This window comes from Pseudoalteromonas sp. Scap06, from assembly GCF_013394165.1.
Classification (GTDB): Bacteria; Pseudomonadota; Gammaproteobacteria; order Enterobacterales; family Alteromonadaceae; genus Pseudoalteromonas.
Map to the genome: position 1 here is coordinate 948,855 of NZ_CP041330.1, position 22,024 is coordinate 970,878.

The 22,024-nt window shown below is 40.4% G+C and carries 24 protein-coding genes; 16 read left to right on the forward strand and 8 right to left on the reverse strand.

Features of this window, described 5'->3' with window-relative positions:
• Positions 1 to 12: 12 nt before the first annotated feature.
• Both FLM47_RS04330 and ettA read right to left on the reverse strand, forming a co-directional pair.
• The gene (locus tag FLM47_RS04330; protein ID WP_054202042.1) at positions 13 to 375 is read right to left on the reverse strand and encodes a PilZ domain-containing protein; all 363 of its coding nucleotides are present in this window, start codon (positions 373 to 375) and stop codon (positions 13 to 15) included.
• Between the two features lie 137 nt (positions 376 to 512).
• Entirely contained in the window at positions 513 to 2,186 is a 1,674-nt protein-coding gene (ettA, locus tag FLM47_RS04335) for an energy-dependent translational throttle protein EttA (protein ID WP_178955381.1), read from the reverse strand.
• Positions 2,187 to 2,563: 377 nt separating this feature from the next.
• On the opposite strand from ettA, the gene FLM47_RS04340 reads away from it, so the two are divergent.
• The 4 genes from FLM47_RS04340 (at position 2,564) to metH (ending at position 8,056) form a co-directional block, all read left to right on the forward strand.
• A complete protein-coding gene (locus FLM47_RS04340) occupies positions 2,564 to 3,214 on the forward strand; it encodes an outer membrane beta-barrel protein (RefSeq protein WP_178955383.1) in 651 nt (216 codons plus the stop codon).
• A gap of 193 nt (positions 3,215 to 3,407) precedes the next feature.
• Positions 3,408 to 4,355 carry a homoserine O-succinyltransferase gene (gene metA, locus FLM47_RS04345; RefSeq protein WP_008111930.1) on the forward strand — a complete coding sequence of 316 codons (948 nt, stop codon included), beginning with the start codon at positions 3,408 to 3,410 and terminating at the stop codon, positions 4,353 to 4,355.
• Entirely contained in the window at positions 4,345 to 5,415 is a 1,071-nt protein-coding gene (locus tag FLM47_RS04350; RefSeq protein WP_178955385.1) for a homocysteine S-methyltransferase family protein, read from the forward strand. The genes metA and FLM47_RS04350 overlap by 11 nt, the downstream gene beginning before the upstream one ends.
• A 10-nt stretch (positions 5,416 to 5,425) precedes the next feature.
• Positions 5,426 to 8,056, forward strand: coding sequence for a methionine synthase (gene metH, locus FLM47_RS04355; RefSeq protein WP_178955386.1), 2,631 nt, complete (start codon positions 5,426 to 5,428; stop codon positions 8,054 to 8,056).
• 107 nt (positions 8,057 to 8,163) lie between these two features.
• Here metH and FLM47_RS04360 read toward each other — a convergent pair whose 3' ends face one another.
• Entirely contained in the window at positions 8,164 to 8,712 is a 549-nt protein-coding gene (locus FLM47_RS04360) for a hypothetical protein (RefSeq protein WP_178955388.1), read from the reverse strand.
• A gap of 778 nt (positions 8,713 to 9,490) precedes the next feature.
• Between FLM47_RS04360 and FLM47_RS04365 the strand changes: the two genes are divergently transcribed.
• From FLM47_RS04365 to FLM47_RS04385, 5 genes are all read left to right on the forward strand, one after another.
• Positions 9,491 to 9,871, forward strand: a complete 381-nt coding sequence (locus FLM47_RS04365) for a hypothetical protein (RefSeq protein ID WP_178955390.1) — start codon at positions 9,491 to 9,493, stop codon at positions 9,869 to 9,871.
• A 69-nt stretch (positions 9,872 to 9,940) separates the two neighbouring features.
• Positions 9,941 to 10,696: a hypothetical protein gene (locus tag FLM47_RS04370; protein WP_178955392.1), complete on the forward strand. Its 756-nt coding sequence runs from the start codon at positions 9,941 to 9,943 to the stop codon at positions 10,694 to 10,696.
• A gap of 57 nt (positions 10,697 to 10,753) precedes the next feature.
• Positions 10,754 to 11,197, forward strand: coding sequence for a hypothetical protein (locus FLM47_RS04375; protein WP_178955394.1), 444 nt, complete (start codon positions 10,754 to 10,756; stop codon positions 11,195 to 11,197).
• 115 nt (positions 11,198 to 11,312) lie between these two features.
• Entirely contained in the window at positions 11,313 to 12,008 is a 696-nt protein-coding gene (locus tag FLM47_RS04380) for an aspartate/glutamate racemase family protein (protein WP_178955396.1), read from the forward strand.
• Positions 12,009 to 12,095: 87 nt separating this feature from the next.
• Entirely contained in the window at positions 12,096 to 12,626 is a 531-nt protein-coding gene (locus tag FLM47_RS04385) for an ankyrin repeat domain-containing protein (protein WP_178955398.1), read from the forward strand.
• A gap of 110 nt (positions 12,627 to 12,736) precedes the next feature.
• Here the strand turns inward: FLM47_RS04385 and FLM47_RS04390 are convergent, their stop codons facing one another.
• The 5 genes from FLM47_RS04390 to flgA all read right to left on the reverse strand — a co-directional run bounded on the left by FLM47_RS04390 (position 12,737) and on the right by flgA (position 16,845).
• A complete protein-coding gene (locus tag FLM47_RS04390) occupies positions 12,737 to 12,934 on the reverse strand; it encodes a CsbD family protein (protein WP_008111942.1) in 198 nt (65 codons plus the stop codon).
• Between the two features lie 321 nt (positions 12,935 to 13,255).
• Positions 13,256 to 14,773 (reverse strand): DUF3360 family protein, encoded by a 1,518-nt coding sequence (locus tag FLM47_RS04395; RefSeq protein ID WP_008464416.1) that lies wholly within the window; start codon positions 14,771 to 14,773, stop codon positions 13,256 to 13,258.
• A gap of 507 nt (positions 14,774 to 15,280) precedes the next feature.
• On the reverse strand, positions 15,281 to 15,703 hold the full coding sequence (gene flgN, locus FLM47_RS04400) for a flagellar export chaperone FlgN (RefSeq protein WP_178955400.1): 423 nt from the start codon (positions 15,701 to 15,703) through the stop codon (positions 15,281 to 15,283).
• On the reverse strand, positions 15,700 to 15,990 hold the full coding sequence (flgM, locus tag FLM47_RS04405) for a flagellar biosynthesis anti-sigma factor FlgM (protein ID WP_010391138.1): 291 nt from the start codon (positions 15,988 to 15,990) through the stop codon (positions 15,700 to 15,702). Before flgM ends, flgN begins: the two co-directional genes overlap by 4 nt.
• Before the next feature lie 93 nt (positions 15,991 to 16,083).
• The gene (gene flgA, locus FLM47_RS04410; RefSeq protein ID WP_178955402.1) at positions 16,084 to 16,845 is read right to left on the reverse strand and encodes a flagellar basal body P-ring formation chaperone FlgA; all 762 of its coding nucleotides are present in this window, start codon (positions 16,843 to 16,845) and stop codon (positions 16,084 to 16,086) included.
• A gap of 59 nt (positions 16,846 to 16,904) precedes the next feature.
• Between flgA and flgB the strand changes: the two genes are divergently transcribed.
• Genes flgB through FLM47_RS04445 form a run of 7 tightly spaced genes read left to right on the forward strand, consistent with a single transcriptional unit; the run spans position 16,905 to position 22,013 of the window.
• The gene (gene flgB, locus FLM47_RS04415; protein WP_010391142.1) at positions 16,905 to 17,324 is read left to right on the forward strand and encodes a flagellar basal body rod protein FlgB; all 420 of its coding nucleotides are present in this window, start codon (positions 16,905 to 16,907) and stop codon (positions 17,322 to 17,324) included.
• Positions 17,324 to 17,740 (forward strand): flagellar basal body rod protein FlgC, encoded by a 417-nt coding sequence (gene flgC / locus FLM47_RS04420; RefSeq protein ID WP_010391144.1) that lies wholly within the window; start codon positions 17,324 to 17,326, stop codon positions 17,738 to 17,740. The genes flgB and flgC overlap by 1 nt, the downstream gene beginning before the upstream one ends.
• Positions 17,741 to 17,744: 4 nt before the next feature.
• Positions 17,745 to 18,398, forward strand: coding sequence for a flagellar hook assembly protein FlgD (locus FLM47_RS04425; RefSeq protein ID WP_178955404.1), 654 nt, complete (start codon positions 17,745 to 17,747; stop codon positions 18,396 to 18,398).
• A gap of 18 nt (positions 18,399 to 18,416) precedes the next feature.
• On the forward strand, positions 18,417 to 19,745 hold the full coding sequence (locus tag FLM47_RS04430) for a flagellar hook protein FlgE (protein ID WP_178955406.1): 1,329 nt from the start codon (positions 18,417 to 18,419) through the stop codon (positions 19,743 to 19,745).
• Positions 19,746 to 19,756: 11 nt separating this feature from the next.
• Positions 19,757 to 20,488, forward strand: a complete 732-nt coding sequence (locus FLM47_RS04435) for a flagellar basal body rod protein FlgF (RefSeq protein WP_010391152.1) — start codon at positions 19,757 to 19,759, stop codon at positions 20,486 to 20,488.
• 14 nt (positions 20,489 to 20,502) lie between these two features.
• A complete protein-coding gene (gene flgG, locus FLM47_RS04440) occupies positions 20,503 to 21,288 on the forward strand; it encodes a flagellar basal-body rod protein FlgG (protein WP_010391154.1) in 786 nt (261 codons plus the stop codon).
• Between the two features lie 2 nt (positions 21,289 to 21,290).
• Positions 21,291 to 22,013: a flagellar basal body L-ring protein FlgH gene (locus tag FLM47_RS04445; RefSeq protein WP_256729652.1), complete on the forward strand. Its 723-nt coding sequence runs from the start codon at positions 21,291 to 21,293 to the stop codon at positions 22,011 to 22,013.
• Positions 22,014 to 22,024: the final 11 nt, after the last annotated feature.

Consider the following 22,024-nt stretch of genomic DNA (forward strand, 5'->3'; position numbering starts at 1 on the left):
CAGTGCGTCTATTTATGTTTGGTGAATAAGCGTTTCAAGCTCGCGGTGTAATAATGTTTCATCGGCAAGGTTTAGCTCAACTAAACGCTTTAAATGCGTGATACTGTCTATATCAATACTGTGGCATTTAAGACCAATATGATTTTCTTCTATGTGACGAATAACCACCGGCATTTTTATTTCAATATCGCTTTGTGGCAAAGTAAAACGTAGTACTGCTTCGTCATTTTTGTTCCCAGTAAATGTATCGCTTTTAGTAATAAGCGCACCATGTAAAGAGATATCTAATAGAGTGCATTCATACTGGCTGCTAGCCATAACTAATTGCGCTGCAGTAGAGAACATAATACGAGAAAATTGCCGACGGTTTTGCATAATAATCTTATAAAGCTGTTATTTATAATAAGCATAGCTGGTAATGCCCAACACGCCAATTTGCTTAAAGATAAAAATAGCTCGTATAAAAAAGCCCCGCATTAAATGCAGGGCTTTTAACTTATTCACTGTGGCTGTTAGCCAATTTTTTTATACTTTATGCGCTTAGGCTGTGCAGCTTCTGCTCCAAGAGTCTTTTTAAGCCACTCTTCGTATTCAGTGTAGTTACCATCAAAGAAGTTAATTTGGCCTTCGTCGCGGTAATCTAAAATGTGTGTAGCAATACGGTCAAGGAACCAACGGTCATGCGATATACACATTACACAACCTGGGAATTCTAAAATAGCATTCTCAAGAGCACGTAATGTTTCAACGTCCAAGTCATTAGTTGGCTCATCCAGAAGCACTACGTTGCCGCCTGCTTTTAACAGTTTAGCTAGGTGTAAACGGTTGCGCTCACCACCAGATAAGTCTTTAACAAACTTTTGCTGATCGTTGCCTTTAAAGTTAAAACGGCTAACGTAAGCACGGCTTGGGAACTCAAAGTTACCAATTTTTAGTACATCTTGGCCGTCAGAGATTTCTTGGAATACTGTTTTGCTTTCGTCCATGTTGCCACGGAACTGATCAACTGTTGCCAGTTCCACTGTTTCACCAATGCTGATATTACCGCTATCTGGCTGTTCTTCACCGCTTAACATTTTAAATAGCGTTGATTTACCTGCACCATTGGCACCAATAATACCCACAATAGCGCCCTTAGGCATGCTAAAGCTTAAGTCATCAATTAAAACGCGGTCGCCAAAGCTTTTATGTAAGTTGTTTACTTCTAATACTTGGTCACCTAAACGAGGCCCAGGTGGAATAAATAATTCGTTGGTTTCGTTACGTTTTTGGTAATCAGACTGTTGTAGCTCGCTAAACTGCGCCATACGTGCTTTTGACTTAGCTTGACGACCTTTAGGGTTTGAACGCACCCACTCAAGTTCTTGTGCAATTGATTTTTGACGTGCTTTTTCAGATTTTTGCTCTTGTTGTAAGCGGGCATCTTTTTGCTCAAGCCAAGAAGAGTAGTTACCTTCCCACGGAATACCTTCACCACGGTCAAGCTCTAAAATCCAACCTGCTACATTATCAAGGAAGTAACGGTCATGCGTTACTGCCACAACAGTGCCTTCGTAGTCATGTAAGAAGCGCTCTAACCATGCAACCGACTCAGCATCTAAGTGGTTAGTTGGTTCATCGAGAATCAGCATGTCTGGTTTTTCAAGTAACAAACGACAAATAGCAACACGACGGCGCTCACCACCCGATAGGTGCTCAATTTTAGCATCCCACTCAGGTAAACGAAGTGCATCGGCAGCACGCTCTAAAACGTTATCGATATTATGACCATCGTGGGCTTGAATAACCGCTTCTAATTCACCTTGCTCTTTAGCCAGTGCGTCAAAGTCAGCACCTTCCATTGCGTATTCGTTATACACTTCGTCAAGGCGGTTAAGGGCATGTTTTACTTCACCTACAGCTTCTTCAACAATTTCACGAACTGTTTTGCTTTCGTCTAAAACAGGCTCTTGCGGTAAGTAACCAATTTTAGTGCCTGGTTGAGGGCGAGCTTCACCTTCAAACTCTTCATCAACACCCGCCATAATGCGAAGTAGTGATGATTTACCAGAACCATTTAAACCTAGCACACCAATTTTTGCGCCTGGGAAAAAATGCAACGAAATATCTTTTAAGATAGTGCGTTTTGGTGGCACAACCTTAGATACTCGACTCATCGAGAATATAAACTTATCAGGTAAAACCATGGAAGAAGCCTTCAAATAATAATAAAAATTTCAATGCTGTATTGTAGTGGCTCACAGGTGAAACAGTCAACGAATGGCGTAGCTTTTCAAAAATAAGTAGGCTGTAAGAAAGTGTAGTAAATTGTTTTATATTGTATTGATCAATTGTATGGGTATTTAAATAACTGCATAGTGTTAACAGTTGTTTAGAAGAAAAATATAATGAATAAGTTTAAGTCTAACTTGATTTGCGTTTTCTTAAAAGCGCACATCTTAATTTTAGAGCTGTAATTTGGTTTCACTTTTGTCGTAACACAACTTGAATTTTTATATTGAGCGTTTAGGCGTTTATAAAAGGTATTTAAAACATCACCAGATACTAAACTAAAGGAATAATTATGAAATTAAAATGGCTTGTATCCCTAAGCGCAATAATTTTGGGAGGGTACTCAGTTGCGAGTAACGCTGAGATAATGCGAGTGAATGGACCTTATCAAGGGTTCGGCTTAGGCTCTACCGAATTCGATGTTTATGAAGGGGATAGCCTGCAGTTTACAACGTTTTATACTCAAGTAGGTTATCAGTTTTCACCATATTTTGCACTAGAAGGGCGTTTGGGTATTGGTTTAAATGAGGAGCCAACGCCATTAAATGGGGATGTTTATACTCAAGAACCATTGACAGGAAAAATTACTTCCGAACCTGTACATACTCAAGTTGGTTCCGGCTTACAATTACAAACAAGCATATTTTTAAAAGCTAATTACCCAGTTTCTTCCCGAGTTGGTGTATTTTTATTTGCGGGATACGCTAGAAATAAGTTGAGCTATAACGATGACTACAGCCGTTTTGCAAAAGAAGTTATTGGCTCAAACACAAATCAGTTTCTCATTACAGAGGAAAATTACGATAAGGATGGCAAAACATTTGGGGCGGGGGTTGATTACATGTTAAGCCAACGCTGGCAGGCAATTGCAGAATACCAGTATTTTGATGCAATTCAAGGTAATATCTATGCTCTTAACTTTTCTATAAATTATCGTTTTTAAAACCGCATGCGCTACTGACTCTGGTAGCGCAACTCAAAAAATATTACTTAATAATTCTAAGTGCTTCTATAAATTTCGTTTACTATCCTAAATTTCATTTAGACATCCATACATCTAGAGGTTGATATTTTTGGCATTCTGTTCATAATGAGAGCGTATTAACTCTCGGTTTTTATGAGCAGGAGCTTTAAGAATGCCAATTACAGTAGAAGACGAATTGCCAGCTATTGCACGTTTACGTCATGAAAACGTGTTTGTAATGCCAAAAACGCGTGCAAAAACCCAAGAAATACGCCCTATGCGTTTGGCTATTCTTAATCTGATGCCTAATAAAGTAGAAACCGAAGTACAGTTTATTCGCTTGTTGGCTAACTCTCCGCTGCAAGTAAATGTTGAGCTATTGCGCCTTGATACGCACCGCAGTAGTAGCAACTCAGAGCAACACTTAGATACTTTTTATCGTTATTTCTCAGAAGTAAAAAACAACAACTACGATGCACTGTTAATTACCGGTGCACCGCTCGCACATCTAGAGTATGAAGAAGTAGCGTATTGGGAAGAGCTCAAAGTAATTATTGATTGGGCCGAGCAACATGTAACTTCTACCTTGTTTTCGTGCTGGGCTGCCCACGCGGCCTTATACCACCGTTATAATTTAAAGCGCGATTTAAAAGACAATAAACTCTGCGGGGTGTTTACCCATCAATGTTACTTTGCCCATGGTGCACTTACCCGCGGCTTTGACGATACCTTTTTAGTACCCCACTCACGCTATGGCCACATAGATATTAATAAAATAAACGCCTGTGAAGAGCTGGTGGTATTAGCGGGCTCTGAACGAGTAGGGGCGTATTTGCTTAAAAATAAATCGGGCAGCCAAGTGTTTATTACCGGCCACCCCGAATACGATGCCGACAGTTTAAAAGCCGAATATGAGCGCGATTTACAAAAAAGTCCCGATGCGCCAAAGCCTGAAAACTATTTTCCTGATGACGATGCCAGCAAACAACCGTCTAAAACATGGCAAAGCCACGCGTTTTTACTGTTTTCAAACTGGTTAAATTATTACGTTTACCAAACCACACCCTATGATATTAACTTAGTTAGCCAAGACGTAAGGACTAACAACTATGCCGAATAATCCTCAAAACAATAAGCATGAACAGCTAAGCGCTGCGCTCAAACAGCGTATTTTAATTTTAGATGGTGCAATGGGAACCATGATCCAAGCGCATAAGCTTGAAGAGCAAGACTACCGTGGTGAACGTTTTAAAGATTGGCACGTGCTTATTAAAGGTAATAACGATTTATTAAGCCTAACCAAGCCTGAAATAATTACTGATATACACCGCAGCTTTTTAGCCGCCGGTGCCGATATTATCGAAACCAACACCTTTAACTCGACCACTATTTCGATGGAAGATTACGACATGGCGAGCATAAGCCGTGAAGTTAATTTAGAGTCAGCTAAGTTAGCCCGTACTGTATGTGATGAATTTAGCGCTAAAACCCCAGAAAAACCGCGCTATGTAGCGGGTGTGTTAGGGCCAACATCTAAAACCTGTTCGTTATCGCCGGATGTAAACGACCCTGGCTATCGTAATATCACCTTTGATAAGTTAGTGACTGCGTATGTGGAGTCTACTCTTGCATTAATGGAAGGCGGCGCTGATTTAATACTTATCGAAACCATATTTGACACCCTAAATGCAAAAGCCGCCTCATTCGCGGTAGAAGAGGCGTTTGAACAAGCAGGGCGTACATTACCAGTGATGATATCAGGCACTATCACCGACGCCTCAGGCCGCACGCTTTCAGGGCAAACCACCGAAGCATTTTATAACTCTATTCGCCATATTAAGCCGCTTTCAATTGGCTTAAATTGCGCTCTTGGGCCAGATTTACTGCGCCAATACGTTGAAGAGCTATCACGCGTGTGCGAAACCTTTGTCTCTGTTCACCCTAATGCGGGCTTACCTAATGAGTTTGGAGAATACGATTTAGAAGCAGATGACATGGCAAAAGAGATTATAGATTGGGGTAAATCGGGCTTTATTAATATTGTTGGCGGTTGCTGCGGCACTACGCCTGCGCACATTCGTGCCTTTGCCAAAGGGCTTGAAGGCGCAGCACCACGAAAATTACCAGAGCTTGAAGTGCGCATGCGTCTGTCAGGCCTAGAAGCCTGTAACTTAAATTAAGGAGCCGCCAATGACCCAACAAATTGCAGTATTTACCAATGTCGGCGAGCGTACTAACGTAACTGGCTCGGCCATGTTTAAACGTTTGATCATGGAAGAAGACTACGAGACCGCCCTTAATGTGGCCCGCGAACAAGTAGAAAATGGCGCCCAGGTTATTGATATCAACATGGACGAAGCCATGCTGGACTCAAAAGCGGCCATGGTGAAGTTTTTAAACTTAATTGCCTCAGAGCCTGATATTTCTAAAGTACCTATTATGGTCGACTCCTCAAAGTGGGAAGTCATCGAAGCAGGCTTAAAGTGTATTCAAGGCAAGGCCATTGTTAACTCCATTTCACTTAAAGAGGGTGAAGAGCCGTTTATTCGCCAAGCTAAAATTATAAAACGCTTTGGCGCCGCCGCTGTTGTGATGGCGTTTGATACCGACGGCCAAGCCGATACCGCCGATCGTAAGTTTGAAATTTGTGAGCGCAGCTACCGTATTTTGGTTGACGAAATTGGTTTTCCGCCAGAAGACATTATATTCGACCCCAACATATTTGCCGTTGCCACCGGCATAGAAGAGCACGACAATTACGCCGTAGAATTTATTGAAGGCACCCGCCGTATTAAGCAAAATTTACCGCACTGTAAAGTGTCGGGTGGGGTGTCAAACGTATCGTTCTCGTTTAGAGGTAATAACCCAGTACGTGAAGCGATTCACTCGGTATTTTTATACCATGCGATAAAAGCGGGTATGGATATGGGCATAGTAAACGCAGGGCAACTTGCGGTTTACGACGACATCCCCGAAGAACTTCGTAAAGCCGTAGAAGACGTAATTCTTAACACCGACCCAGGTGCAGGTGAGCGCCTTGTTGAACTTGCACCTAAATATTCAGGCATGGCGCAAGCTGAGCGCGTAGAAGATTTAGAATGGCGCACTTGGTCGGTTGAAAAACGCCTAGAGCATGCCCTAGTAAAAGGCATAACCACCTTTATAGATGAAGACACAGAAGAGTGCCGTGCTGGCGCAGATAAACCTATTCACGTCATTGAAGGGCCACTTATGGACGGCATGAACGTGGTTGGGGATTTATTTGGCGCGGGTAAAATGTTTTTACCCCAAGTGGTTAAGTCGGCTCGGGTAATGAAACGCGCGGTCGCTTACCTTGACCCATTCATTGAAGCCGAAAAAGAAGAGGGCGCGACCAACGGTAAAATTGTTATGGCTACCGTAAAAGGTGACGTGCACGATATAGGTAAAAACATTGTAGGCGTAGTACTGCAATGTAATAACTACGAAGTAATCGACTTAGGCGTAATGGTACCTGCCGATAAAATACTGCAAACAGCAATTGACGAAAAAGCCGATATTATAGGCCTTTCGGGCTTAATTACCCCATCGCTTGATGAAATGGTACATGTTGCCAAAGAAATGAAGCGTCGTGGCTTTGAGCTGCCGCTAATGATTGGCGGGGCAACCACCTCAAAAGCGCATACCGCAGTAAAAATAGAGCCGCAGTACGACAAAGGCGTGGTGTATGTAAATAATGCCAGCCGCGCCGTGGGTGTGGTGTCTAATTTATTATCAAAAGAGCATAAAGCAGAGTTTTTAGCTAAAACCAGCGCCGAGTACGACAAAGTACGCGAACAACAAGCACGCAAAAAGCCGCGCTCAAAACCAGTTACCATACAGCGCGCCCGCGATAATGCTGCAAAACTCGATTGGGATAACTATACGCCACCCGTGCCTAAAAAGCTGGGCGTGACTGAGTTTAAAAATGTATCAATCGCGACTTTACGCAAATACATAGACTGGACGCCGTACTTTATGACCTGGTCAATCGCCGGTAAATATCCGCGCATAATAACCGACGAAGTAGTGGGCGAACAAGCACAAAGTCTATTTAAAGACGCCAACGATATGCTCGATGAGCTTGAAAAGTCAGGCACTTTGCAACCATTAGGTGTTATTGGTTTATTCCCAGCAAACCGTGTGGGCGATGATATAGAAATTTACACCGACGAAACCCGCAAAGAGCTATTAACTACCTCATGTCATTTACGCCAGCAAACCGAAAAGACCGACTTTGCTAACTACTGCCTAGCCGATTACATTGCGCCAAAAGGCACACCCGATTACTTTGGTGCGTTTGCGGTAACAGGCGGTTTAGAAGAAGACGACCTCGCCAATGCGTTCGATGCCAAGCAAGATGACTATAATAAAATAATGGTAAAAGCGGTTGCTGATAGGCTTGCCGAGGCCTTTGCTGAATACTTGCACGAGCAGGTGCGTAAAGAGTATTGGGGTTATGCACCGGATGAAAACCTAGGTAACGATGAGCTAATACGCGAAAACTACCAAGGTATTCGCCCAGCGCCTGGTTACCCAGCGTGCCCTGAGCACACCGAGAAAAAGAAAATTTGGCAACTACTCGATACTGAAAAACGCATTGGTATGCAGCTCACCAGCTCGTACGCCATGTGGCCAGGTGCTGCGGTGTCGGGTTGGTACTTCTCACACCCACAAGCGAAATACTACGCTGTAGCGGCTGTGCAAAAGGATCAGGTAGAAGACTACGCTAAGCGAACTAATATGACGATCGCAGAGGCTGAAAGGTGGTTATCGCCTAACTTGGGGTATGAGCCAGAGTAAAAGAGCAGCGGTCAAAAGTTGAAGCGGTCAGTTTTTAGCTGTCAGCTATCAGTAAAACAAAAACGAGCCGATTTAGGCTCGTTTTTTAAATTACACATAAAAAATCTTTAAGGGTTATTGGCGAGTAGCTCATCTACTTTTTTTATAACATCTTCTGGTGTTGGTTCTGTCGTTTGTTGTTTTAACCAATCTGTTATTTCTTCGCTGACTCTGTAACCTTTTTCAATGCAGTAGTGTTGAGAGGTAACCCAAATATCTGCCCTCCTAGAAGTGCTATACGAATTACAAACCGTATAGCCTTCACTTTTAATTTTACTTTCAATAAAGTAAGTATAAGTAGGAACTGAAATTAATAGTAAAATTAAAGTAATCCCACAGAGCTTATACCATTTAATTAGAAGCTCTGGTTTTATTTCAATATTTCTTACTTTTAAGAATATCATTCGAGTAAGCATTGCAAATGCTGGCGTATATAAAATTAAACACGCACTAAAACTTTTCTCATTAAAAATCAGCGGGTGCTTATTTAACGCCTCAAAGACAAATACTAATTCATTATATGACGCAATCGGTAAAACTATGGTGATGATAAAGAATAAAACAAATAAAAATACACTCTTTATATTTTCACTTAACGTTATTCTTTCGTGTTTCATTAAATTCCCTTTAATCAACATTTAAATAAGGCATACAATTAAATTACGATTAAACTTTATACGGTTTTCGTCATATGCATTATTAGCAATTCTTAGACTAGCTATAATTTTTTAGTTATCCTATTGGTATAAATTAAACACATAGCTGTTCCTCTAACAAGAGTGCCTACAAGAATAAATAAACTAGACTCCACTTTAAGTCTTTCACTGTGAAAAACGAAGTAGCAGGCTTTGTTTAGGTTAAAAAAGTAAGGTGTCTTATGTCAATTTTACAAAAGCATAAAGCAGGTTTAGTTCATATAAAAATATTATCATCGTATCAATTTTTAAGAGTAGAAAAACTAAATGCAAGGATCGCGGACTATTAAAACTTATGAAGTTAGCTTCTTAAAACGTACTTTAAATTTAGTTTTACTATTTACCCATATAATTTTTTTATTTGCAGTAGCTGCCATAGCATTCGATCGTGAGAGTTTTGAGGCGATAAGTAACGCAAGATATGGCAATAGCGCTCCCTTAATGCAATCTAAATTAGCAGATATATTTGTATCCTCTTGGTTTGCTTATTTGTGCTTAGCTTTGATCCCCATAACTTTAATAAAAGAGCGCTTTATGAAAAGCTATAACGTTCGAATTTATTCAAATGTACTAGCTTCGTTTATATGCGGATTAATAATCTATATATTCATTAATAAACTGTATAGTTTATAAGGTTTATTTAATGTGACTTTTAGCTTCTTTAATCGGAAATTTATAACTTAAAAGGAAAAAATATCTAATGGAAAATATTTTTTGTGGGTATTATGATGAGGAAACGGAGCAGGATGTTCCATTACAACCAAACATTAGTGAAGCTATAACCTTTTTCAAAAGTTTTATTTGGGAGAATGAGAATTCAGAATCCGCCATGAAAATTTTATTTTTTCAAGCTTTAGGGGATAATGAGGCTTCATTACAAATAAGTTGCCTAGAAAAAAGTTTATGGTGCATTTCTACCAGTGTTTCCATCCGAAGGCGCTTTCTTGGACCTTTTTTTAAGCGTAACACCTTCAAAATCTTTATAGATAAAAATGAAGATGAAACAGAAAGTATAATACGTTTATTTTATGATAGTTCGCCTCACAAATTTGCTGCCTTTTTAAAAAATAGTAAAGGCTAAGCCTTAAGAGGAGTTACACATTTAATCTCTTTATAAATCTATTCTATTACTTTGAATAAAGGACTATCAATGAAGTATCTAAATTACATATTACTTTGCCTATCTCTATTTTTCACATCGAACACATTTGCGCTTGAGCAAAAGTATCACGAGAGTGTTTTACCTGTTATTGCTGCTTTTAAAACGCATGATAAAACTGCGATTGCTGCGCATATTCGCTACCCTCTAAAAAGGCAGTATCCACTTCCTGATATTAAAAATGAAGCTGAGTTTATTAACCGCTTTGATGAAGTGTTTGATGAGGAACTTGTTGCCGTTATTGGCAGCTCTAATATCAATACCGATTGGGATAACGTAGGTTGGCGCGGCATTATGCTAAATAACGGCGTAATGTGGGTAGACACAGACGGCAAAGTTATTGCTGTGAATACACAAAATACCACTGAGCAAGCACATGCAGAAAAGTTAATCGCTCAAGATAAACAATCACTCCATTCAAGTATTAAAACCTTTCAAAAACCAATACTTGATTGGAAAACAGCTAACTATCGTGTTCGCATTGATGATTTAGGCGATGGAAACTTCCGCTATGCGTCGTGGAGCATTGATAAAAGCCCAAGCGACAAGCCTGATATCGTTTTAATTAATGGTGATATTACCTTTGAGGGTAGTGGCGGCAATCATCACTATACGTTTAAAAATGGACGTTACAGTTACGTGTTACATGTCACTATTATTGGTTGCGATACATCTTCACTTGGTTGGCTTGAAGTATATAAAAACGATAAGCAATTGTTATTTGAAGGCGCTGTAAGTAAAGGTTAATACAGTAGCGAAAAGAGTACATAGTTACTAATGATTAAACAGAATTAGATATAAAATATGAAAATAGAAGATATAAAACTTAAAATTGAAAGATCTGAATTTTATAAAAACTATAATGTTAAACAGTTGATTAAACTGGTTATTGATTTATATGAAAGCTACCGAATTGAAAATACTAATTTAGAGTATGACGGCGATATGCTTCTTTTTCAGTGCAGGGAAGATAGCCTTAGTAAAGACTACTTTATTGTTGATATTACACGCCAAATTATTCCTGATTTAGACGACATAGATGAAGCTACAGATGCTATGCAGCAACTTAGTACGACTTTTAAATTTTTACCAAGCGAGGCTGCATTTGCGCTTTCAACAACGAGTCAGTGGTGTTCTGCGTTAAATGAGGTTGATAGTCTTAGGGCGTTTATTGAAAATAGTGAAGCTTTTCAATGGGCTATTAAAAATGATGTGGTAAAAGTAGATATTGAATTATCTTATATATAAATATTAAAACAATAACTGTAGTCGCATGAGTTGCATCTTACTTCTTTGCTTACTGTCAATGTAAAAAATTATTTAGCAATTTGCTGCTCTTAACCACTTTAAACAAGGCAATTTTATGAAAACGATTGGCATGCTCGGAGGTATGAGTTGGGAGTCTACAACCAGCTATTACAAAGCCTTAAACGAAGGCGTTAAAAACTCATTGGGTGGACTACATTCAGCCAAAATTTGTATGGTGAGCGTCGATTTTGCAAAAATTGAAGCACTACAGCATCAAGGCGATTGGCAACAAACAGCTAAGTTACTCACCAAGGCGGCTAAATCTGTTGAGGCTGGTGGTGCCGACTTTTTACTTATTTGTACCAACACTATGCATAAAGTGGCCGATGAGATTGCCAGTAATATTACCATTCCTATTTTGCACATAGCCGATGCCACCGCCGAGCAACTAAAGCACGATAACATTACGCGAGTAGGGTTGTTGGGAACGCAATTTACAATGGAGCAAAACTTTTACAAAGAGCGTTTAACCGATAAGCATAACATTGAGGTATTAATACCTGAGCCTAATGAGCGAAAGCGTGTGCACGAGGTTATTTATTCGCAGTTATGCCAAGGGATTATTGATGACGATTCGCGAGCCGATTATGTGCGTATTATAGAGCGATTATTTGAGCAAGGCGCGCAGGCCATCATTTTAGGCTGTACTGAAATCGCCTTGTTGGTAAAGCCACAACATACGCAGGTTCCGCTTTACGATACTACCAAAATACATGCCGAAGCAGCAGTAAAACTAGCGCTGGCAAAATAAATAAGGTTGAGCTTAATTCTGTAAATAATTACTTCGTTATGCTTGCATACACTGATGCTAATAGTTAAGGAATCTGGGGGGGGGGAGGTGAAAAAGCTTACTATTTATTTGTTACTTTTATTATCTGTTGGATATTCTACAGTTGCTTTATATTCGCTCATCAATAGTGATATTGAAGATGTTATTATTTGCAGCACTGATGAGAATACTCATTACATCCCAAGTGATGCTTGTGAATATTACTTACTTAATTATAGAGCCGATAAGAGTGATATTGAATCACTTGAATCAGGCGCTGGTCTAGCATTTTTATTTGAGATTAAAGATATAGATAAGCGCGATGCTTATATCGAATACTTTATTTCTAAAGGAATCAAAGTAAATACGTTAAGTGACATAGATGGTTTATCACCTCTACACTCGGCTATTTTGCTTAATGACTTTGGTTTAGTGCAACTTTTAATTGATAAAGGCGCGAGTATTACTATTAAAGAAAAATCACATGGGCTTATACCTTTAGAGTTTATTCATAAACTGAGTGAAAGAAATGCTCAGATAGATAGGCAGCTGATATCTGAACTTTTGACGTCGATTTCAAATAATAAACAGGCTGGTTAATTCAAAGAATTACCGAATATGTTAAATCTAGTGATTTTATTATTTACCAACAAAAAAACCGCCAATTGGCGGTTTTTTATTAGCAAGTAAAGCTGTTAACACGCTTTATATTAATGACCTTTCTCAAAGTCATTTACTTCGCGCTCGGCCTCATCTTTGGATTTACCGTATTTTTGCTGAATTTTACCAACAAGCTCGGTACGGCTACCTTCAATTTTATCTAAATCATCGTTGGTAAGATCGCCCCATTTTTGTTGCGCTTTACCTTTAAGTTCTTTCCAATTTCCTTCGATACGATCGCTATTCATAATTAGCTCCTTATTAAGAGTGATGATTTTTCATTTTAAAAGCGTTACTAATAAAATGATTTTTAACGTTCACTCATAAAGGTGCAAAGCCTATACCAGAAAGTGAAATGTTAAGTTTTTAATATATATCAATTGGTTATGGTTTTTTGATGCGTAAGGTTTTTTTCTGGTGGCGAGCTTTATAAAAATTCTGCAGGGTGGCTTGTAATTATTTCAGGGACTGTCACTTCAGGGGTTATTATTGCAGGAACACTGTGCTGGTTTTTTATAAGTACAAAAAAAGCAAGCTATTAAAGCTCGCTTTGCTGTTTAATAAAGGAATTAATGTCTAAAGCTTGGCATTAGCGCAGGAATGCCTGGCAGCATACCTACCAGTGCCATTACACCGGTTAATAACACAAACATTATAAGTGGGATGACCCAGCGACTCATTCGCGATAAATCAGCACTTCTTTCTTTACAGCCAATAAGGCCCAAGTTATCAAGTAGCATAGTTAATGACCAACCAAATGCAGGGTTTACTAGGCTTGATGCAAACACCACAATGGCGGCTGATTGGGTGGTTTTACCTTCACGGGTCATTTCCATACCCGCTTCAAGTAGTGGAATGAACACCCCTACAATTAATGCAACACACAATACTGGCTGCCAAATAGCTAAGTCCATTGGATAGCCCCAAACACCCGCGATAATACAAAATAACGCAGTTAAAATTGCGCCTGCAGGAATAGGGCGTTTTGCAATAGCAGCAGGAACAATGTAAGTGCCCCAAGATGACGCAAAGTTAGCACCGCCTAAAAGCGAGCCAAAGGTTTGTCTTGTTGATGCGCTAAGCATGGTATCGTCAATATTCATTTGTACTTTTTCAGTACGCTCAGGGTAACTAATTTTTTGAAATACTTGATGGCCTAAAAAGTCAGGAGACCACATAGCAACCGCTAAAACTGCAAAAGGAAGTACAACTACAAAGCTTTCAGCTGTTGGTAAGCCAAGCATCCAGCCGGTGTTTTCGCCCCACCAGTACATAGGGTTCATGTTTGGTAAGCCCGGTGCAGTATGAAACTCAAACGGTGCACCCAATGCAAAAGCAGTAAAACCACCAATTAAACAGCTCAGTGGCACGGCTAACCAGCGTTTTTTGTAATGCTCCAATAAAGCATAAAGTAAAATTGTGGCTAAGATTACGATAAAGGCAATATGGGTCATTTGAATTTCTTCAGCCCATGCAAACAGCTTTTTAACTTGTGAAATGGTACCCACAAAGCCCAAATAAAGAAGTAGGCCACCACACACTCCTTTACTGGTGAGCTTGGCCATGAGACTGCCGCCTTTACTAAATGCTAATATCAATCCAAAGGCTCCTATGAGCAAACCAAAGGCCATAGGGTGTCCGCCTGCGGCAACCACAATAGGAATTAATGGAATGAGTGGGCCATGAGTACCCGCTAAGTTAGCGGTCGGTAAAATAAAGCCAGAAAATAGTAAAATAAATAGCGAAACAATTAAAAGTTCGTAGCGTACGTTTTCAAGTACAAAGCCATCACTTAAACCCAAAGGGCCTGCAAACGTGGCAGCAATGGCTGCTACCATTACTACTTTACCTATAGTAGCGGCCATTGCTGGAATGGTGTCTTCAAATTCAAAGCGATAATCTCTAAACGGTAAATTTGGACGCCAGCGTTTTGGCTGCATAATTTGCAGTTCGTGCTCTAGATAAGCGTCGCGGCTTTCAAACTCAGAGCTGGGTTTATGAAGATTTTCATAGCTATCGGACACGGTTTGAGTATCCGCTCCTGGTATAGCATCAGATGAATTATCATCTAGCGGCTTGGTGGTCATGACTTCTCCTGCAACTTTGTTGCTAACTCAAAATAAAAATACAGCTTTTACAAAGCAAATGAACGTTGAGTGCGCAGGGTAAAACAGCTTGCTACAGATTGTAATTAGGCAAAAGGTCGTGCATAGCCCAGTTTAACGCTTTGTAAGTGTTAACAAAAATAGCAAAGGGATGTGTTGTAACTGGCTTGTTAAATTTAAAAGATCTTTAAATTCAGTGGTTTATTGTTCTGTTTTTACAGTGTGATCTTGTCATGCAGAATAGCGAAAAGGTCATAAAATCAGCAGATTCAGCAGCAATCATTCTTTAGTCTAATAAAGGTGACGTTAGCCGCTATTTGCTTATTATAAATACAATTAGCCGCAAAGTTGCACAAAAGCTAATAATACTTAGTTTTAGCGGAATAACTATTTTTGGACTCAAGATAGGGTTTTAAAAGGTAATAATAGGAGTAAAGTAAAAACATAGCGCAAAGTGACTAAACAAGAAAATGCCTTTATGTAACGTATTTATAAAGGCATTTCTGGGTAAGCTTGTTTGTTTTCACCGCCAGTTAAACGCTGTAACAACCGACGCTGGCTTGAGAGTAATTGCCCTGAGCGTTCATTCATTATTTTGCAGGTTTTAGTTTTTAGCTCAAGCTGATGCAATAGCTTAGTAGTAAGGGTGTTTATATCAACAGGTAGAAGCGCGGTTAATTGTGCTAAACCTTCTTTGCCACCTTGTAAGCCTAAACTCACCAAAAAGCCATCGCGCTGGTTGTGCGATTCATTTAAGCTTTCTAAAAAGCCGAGCATTTTTTTATTATGTGTTTCTAGCTGCACATTACGTTGGCTTAGCAATTCGTATTGCGTTTCAAGTAATTCAATTAACGCGCCTAGCTTAGTAATGTCTTGTTGCAGACTTACAATATACTCTTTTACAGTTTTCATTTTTTATGAAGTTCAACCATAGCGTTAACGGTTTCATCAATATTAATTTTAAATTCACCACTGGCAATTGCCGCTTTCATCATGGCTACTTTATCCATATCAACGTCTGGCTTTGCAGCTAAATCTTGAAATGTTGAGTCTATTGATTTACTTAATGCACTCACTGAGTTTGCTTGCTCTTGTTTAGTCGCTACAGGTTGTTGTTCTGGTTTTGCATCCAGTGAAGAACGCTGGTTTGTTTTTTGGCTTTGATCAACCGCAGTGGTTGTTATTGCACTTATATTCATTGTTTATTACCTAATTCGTTTATCGAATTTATATTGCTTAGTTTATATCAGCGACCAAGTACAAGCATTACTTAACTTTTATTTCGACATTTTTTAAAATGTCGCCTCTGCCACGCCTTGCGCAATTACTCTACCTTGAACTACTTTTTTTGATGATAAATTTTTTACATTAATAACCTCACCAAGCTGGCCATCTTCAAGAGCAATGGCTTTAACATTGGCTGAGAAAGTTGCGGTATTTATTTGCAGTGAAATATGCTCATTTTTATTGATTAAATACTGCTTTTCTAGGTATCGGGTGGAGATCACCGTGCCTTTATCAATCTCGCGTTTAACGGTAAGTCCAACTAGCTGGTCAATACCGGTTTCGCCTTGGTGGCGGTGCTTACCTAAATCCACGCTTTTATATTCTAAGTCTTGCTTATTAAGCACTTTACCTCGGTTTAAAGTGTGCTTGGCAGCTACTAGGTTTATCCACACACTTACTTTGGCACTGGCTCTAAAACGCCAAGCAGGCGATGGGCAAGATACAGAAATACTCACCCTGCCTGCAGGTGGCGTGTGATTTTGTGAGCGAGTGATTTGCAATTCATCACAGCTTAAATTTTCGCTGCCTTTAGGAATAAATAATTCTATATCTTGTCGCTGACTTTGCGAATTAACTGAGCGCAAATAGCTCTTAATTTCACTGTGCAAAAACTGCCGAATTTCTTTATCAAAATTAATGGGGATGGCCATAGCATGAGCTGGCAGAAGTCCAATAGTTAAAAGTAAGCGGAAAAACCAACGCTTCCCTTGGGGAAGTTTAGCTTCCGTGTGCTGGGCTGTTTTTTGCTCTTTTTTTATGTAAGTCATTGAAAAAGTATACTTTTAAAAGTTGGCATAAAGGTTGTTATACACAAGGTAGAAAGTGTATGCGAAGCGCGAAAGCATACAAGAAACAAAAATTAGAGGCAACAATGGAACTATTTGATAAAGCGTTAGGTGTTCACCCTTTTTCAATGAAATTAAGGTTAGACAGAGCAGAAGTCATTGCCAGTAACTTGGCTAATGTTGACACGCCTGGGTTTAAATCTCGAGATGTAGATTACCGTCAAATTATGCAAAGTGTCTCATCCAGTTTTTCGCAAAACAGAGATGTTGATTTTGCTGGTGTACAAACGGATGAACTTAAATATCGCGTTCCTTATCAACCATCAAGTGATGGCAACACTGTTGAGTTAAATATTGAGCAAGCAAAATTTGCCAGCAACAGTATGGATTTTCAAACCAGTTTGACCTTTTTAAATATGAAAATAAATGGCTTACATAAAGTTATTTCAGGGAAATCATAATGTCTTTTAATTCAATTTATGACGCTAGCGGCAGCGCCATGCGCGCTCAAGTTATTCGCCTCGACACCATTGCATCTAACCTAGCCAATGCCGATACCGCAGCCGGTTCAGAAGCCGACGCTTACAAGGCACTTAAACCAGTATTTTCTGCTTTGTACAAACAAACACAAGACAGCCAATCAATTTCAGCCTCGGTTGATGTATTAGGGATCACTGAGTCAAACCGTGCGGTAGAGCAGCGCTACGAGCCAAATAACCCAATTGCTAACAACGATGGTTATGTATTTTACTCCAACGTAAATGCACTTGAAGAAATGGCAGATATGATGTCTGCAAGTCGCAGCTACCAAACATCTGTTGAAGTTATGGGGCGTGTAAATAGCATGCAGCAAAGTATTCTTAAGTTAGGACAATAATATTATGCAAGTTAATTCAGCCGTTCCAAGCGCAGCCGACGGGGCAAAAAACACCACGAATATTGCCGGTAATAGTTCAGCAGATGAAATGTCGACCATGTTTTTAGAGTTACTTGTTGCGCAAATTAGTAATCAAAATCCATTACAACCTATGGACGGCACTCAATATGTGAGCCAGCTTGCGGAGTTTTCTAATGTTGAGTCGTTACAAAGCATTCGCCAAAACACCGCCGATGGTTTGGATTATGTGAGCAGCTTAGCGGTGCTTGAAGCCACTAATATGGTTGGCCAAACGGTTGATGTACAAGCAAGCAGTATTGCCCTTGAACAAGATGGCAGTGTCTCTGGCATGGTTAATTTAGGGGAAGCCGCAGACTCTGTCACTGTGCAACTTTATAACCAAGAAGGTGAGCTAGTTGAAGAAAAACAACTGCCTTATTCTGGAGTCGGTTCGCTGCGTTTTGAATTTGAAAACCAAGAAGCCGGTGCGTATGCAGTGAGAGCGTATGCCACTACAGCAGAGGTACCAAAGCAGCTTGATACTTGGCTAAGCGGTGAGGTTGAGCGTGTTTCTGTAGGTAAATCGTTAGAAGATATTTTATTACAAGTCGATGGTTTGGGTAATTTTGGTATCACTGAAATTAATCAAGTGGCATAAATAAGAGGAATAAATAATATGTCTATGTTCAATATAGGATTAAGTGGTCTTAAAAGTACCCAAACAGGATTAGAAGTAACCAGTAATAATATTGCTAACTCGGGTACTGCTGGTTATAAAAATAACACCGCAGAATTTGCCGCAGTGTATAACGGCAGTCAACGCGGCGGCGTTAAAGTTGCCAATGTTAAAGAAGATTTTGTCACCGGTGGTGAAATTGTGCGCACCGGTAATGCGCTGGATATTGCTATTGATGGCCAAGGTTTTTTTGCCATATCAGAAAACGGCCGAACAGCTTACACCCAAGCAGGCCAGTTTCAGTTAGATAACGACTTAAATATTGTTAATGCCAACGGCGGCAAACTGCAAGGTTTTGGCGTGTCTCAGGTTGATGGTGGTGATCCGACAATTGTACCAGGTGTATTAACCGATTTAAAAATTGAAGCCTCAAACATAGAAGCACAAGCCAGTACCAATATTAACTTTAACGGTAACTTAAGTTCTTCTAGCGACGTGATTGCTTATCCAACAGCTCCTGCGGTATTTGATCCTAAAGATGGTAGTCAATATAACTTTTCTCAATCTACCGAAGTATTCGACTCCTTAGGTAACAGCCATGTAATGACCCAGTATTTTAACCATACGGGTAGCAACGAATGGCAAGCGATGTTTTTCTTAGATGGTAAACCCCTTACTCAAGCTCAGCTTTCAGCGCTTGGTTCGACGACAGGTACTCAAGCTATTGATGATGGTGCGAGTGGTTCAATTAACGCCGGTACCATTACACTTAACTTTGATACCGATGGCCAAATGGTGCCGTTTTCAGGCGACTTAACGTCGGTTGATTTAGAGGTGCCTATTACTTCAACGCCAGGTAATGCAGAAATAACCAGTGGCGCAGCAGCATTAAATATCGCGCTTAAATTCGATGGTACAACGCAGTTTGGTTCAAGTTTCAGTGTTAACGAAAACGATGCCAACGGCTATACCTCAGGGGCGTTTTCTGGTGTAAAAGTTGAAGACGACGGCCGTGTATTTGCAACATTTACTAACGGTGAATCTAAATTACAAGGTCAGGTTGTACTTGCCTCGTTTGCGAATGTTGATGGTTTAGAGCAAGGCAGTAATACCGTGTGGTATCAAACTGAAGAGTCAGGCTCTGCACTTTATGGCGAGCCAGAAAGTGGCTCACTGGGTAAATTACTGTCGGGTTCATTTATGGGCTCAAATGTTGATATTAGTGAACAGCTGGTTGGCTTAATGTCATTTCAACAAAATTACCAAGCCAATGCTAAAACCATCAGCAGTGCTGATGAAATGATGCAAATTTTATTTAGTAACACCTAAGGAAGCTGAGCGTGGAAAAGTTAATTTATACCGCCGTTTCGGGTGCTGAACTTAATAATACCGCCTTACGCGTTGCTGCAAATAACTTAGCAAATGTTAGCACCGTAGGCTTTAAGGCCGACTTAGAGCAAGCGCAATCTATGATGGTACAAGGCGAGGGCTTTCGTACTCGTTACCACGCGCAACTAACACCAGTAACTACTGACTTATCGTCAGGGCCAATCATGGATACTGGCCGTAATCTTGATTTAGCACTGAGCAATGGCGGTTATCTAGAGGTGATGGATGACAATGGCGAACCGGCTTATACCCGTGCGGGTAATTTAGTGGTTGATGCCGACGGCTTTATTACTGTTAATGGCCGACGTGTGCAAGGTGACGGTGGCGATATTCAACTTCCTGAGTTTGGTGATATTGAAATTGGCTCAAACGGCATGATCAACCTCACCCCCATTGGCGGCGGTGTAATTGCAGAAGATGCGCAAATTAAATTAGCCAGTACCGATGCAAACTTAATTAAAGGTGCTGATGGCTTACTCAGAGCTAACGATTTACAGCCGCTTGAAGCCGACGAAACAATTACAGTAAGAACCGGTGCTTTAGAAGGTTCTAATGTGAATGCCGTGGCTGAAATGATCAAAACCATGAATATTAGCCGCCAATTTGAGATGAATGTAAAAATGATGAAGTCTGCTGACGAATTAGCGACCAGCGGTAATAAACTCATCAGCGGACGTGGATAAACAGGAAGCCAAACATGAATTCAGCATTATGGGTGAGTAAAACCGGTCTTGCAGCGCAAGATTTAAGAATGACAACAATATCTAATAACCTAGCGAACGTAAGCACTGCCGGTTTTAAAAAGGACAGAGCGGTATTTGAAGATTTATTTTACCAAGTACAAAAACAGCCTGGCGCGCAGGTAGATGAGCTTAATCAGCTGCCATCTGGGATTCAGGTCGGAACCGGTGTTCGTATTAACGGTACGCAAAAGCAATTTACCGAAGGTAGCTTTGAAACAACCAGCAATCAATTAGATGTAGCCATTGCTGGGCAAGGTTTCTTTCAAATTGAAAGTCCTGATGGCGAGTTATTGTTTACTCGTAACGGCCAGTTTCAGCTTAACTCTGAGTCATTACTGGTAAACAGCAACGGCTTACCTTTGGCGCAAAATATTGCGCTACCAGAGGGCACCACTAAAGTGAGTATTGGCACCGACGGCACCGTTACTGCGGTAGTAGGTAAGGATGCGCAAGCGGTTGAGTTAGGTCAAATGTTAACGGTTAACTTTGCAAATCCTGCAGGCCTACAAAGCTTAGGTGGCAATTTGTACCGCGAAACAGCAGCATCCGGTGAACCTGTTGAGGGGATCCCCGGTGAAGATGCTTTTGGTGGCTTGCAACAATTTACTATTGAAGGCTCAAACGTGAGCGTTGTTGATGAAATGGTCAGCATGATTGCCGTACAGCGCGCTTACGAGATGAACGCTAAAGTGGTCTCTGCAGCAGATGAAATGCTGCGCTTTATAAATCAAAACGTATGATTATGATGAATAAGTTAACATTATTTTTGCTGCTTTTGGGTGTTGCTGGCTGTAGCAATACCCCGTCAAAAACCCAAATGGTGGAATGCGAAGTGGTGTATGGGGAAGTTAAATGTCCGCAAAACACCACTCAAAAATCAGTTCAAGACTATGAAATAAGCCAAGATGCCTATGCACAGGGTTTGAATCAGCAAGATGGGAGCTTATTTCAAGATAACTATATGTTTTCTTTGTATGCAGATAAACGTGCTTACCGAGTTGGCGATATTTTAACTGTGGTGCTTAACGAGCGCACGCAATCAAGTAAAAGTGCCGATTCGAGTTTAGATAAAAGCACCGACTTTGATGTTGCTGTGCCAGTTGCTGGTGCACTCAATGTAGCTGATTTTAATTTGGGTATAGGCTCGAGTGCCAAGTTTGACGGTGAAAGCAGCGCCAGCCAACAAAACTTCCTGAGTGGCGCTATTACCGTGCGGGTGAATCATGTTTTATCTAATGGGTCGCTGGTTATTAAAGGGCGTAAGCAAATTAAACTTAACCAAGGCGATGAATACATTGAAATTGAAGGGCTAGTTCGCCCTGGCGATATTGATGTAAGTAACCGTGTTTCGTCGCTTCGTATTGCTGAAGCGCAAATAAGCTATACCGGCAAAGGCACATTGGCTGATGCGAATCGTCCAGGTTGGTTTACCACTTTATTTACCCGATTCTTAAACCCGTTCTAAGGGATTACTGA